General features: G+C 59.0%; 1 protein-coding gene. It reads left to right on the forward strand.

All coding sequences use genetic code 11. From position 1 onward, the window contains the following. Window positions 1-687: AMP-binding protein (locus ACIPSK_RS33050; RefSeq protein ID WP_446533146.1), on the forward strand; the 687-nt coding region annotated here is incomplete at both ends.

Raw genomic sequence — 687 nt, forward strand, 5'->3', positions numbered from 1 at the left:
CGCCTGGGCCGATCAGTCCGCTGACGATCCCGACCCGCATGCCCTCGGCCTGACAGCGCGCCATCTCGCCTATGTCATCTACACATCGGGATCCACCGGCACGCCGAAGGGCGTCATGGTCGAGCATGCAAGTGTTGTCAATGTTCTACGCGCTCTTTTAGATGTATCGGGCCTCACAGAGCGCGATTCACTCCTCGCGATCACGACGATCTCTTTCGACATTGCGGGGCTCGAACTCTGTCTGCCACTGGCCATGGGAGCTAACGTAGTTGTTGCTCACGAGACCAGTGCTATTGGATTGCAGCGGTATCTATCCCATCAGAAGATAACCGTGATGCAGGCGACCCCGGCAGCGTGGCGTATGCTCCTCGACGCCGGATGGGAGGGTGCGCCCGATTTACGTGCGTTATGTGGCGGCGAAGCGTTGCATTCAGAACTGGCCTCGAACCTCGGCAGAAGGGTAAAATCTCTCAGAAATCTTTATGGTCCGACGGAGACTACAATTTGGGCGACCACCTTTTCTACCGACACGAGAGTTGAGGCGCCTCACCGGTATGTGCCGATCGGCCGTCCGATTGCGAACACGCGGATCTATCTTCTGGACGGTCATGGCGCACCCGTTCCGTTTGGTGCGGTTGGCGAGCTTTATATCGGCGGGGCGGGGGTGGCTCGCGGCTACCTGAACCG

This window comes from Rhizobium sp. LARHSG275, from assembly GCF_052871115.1.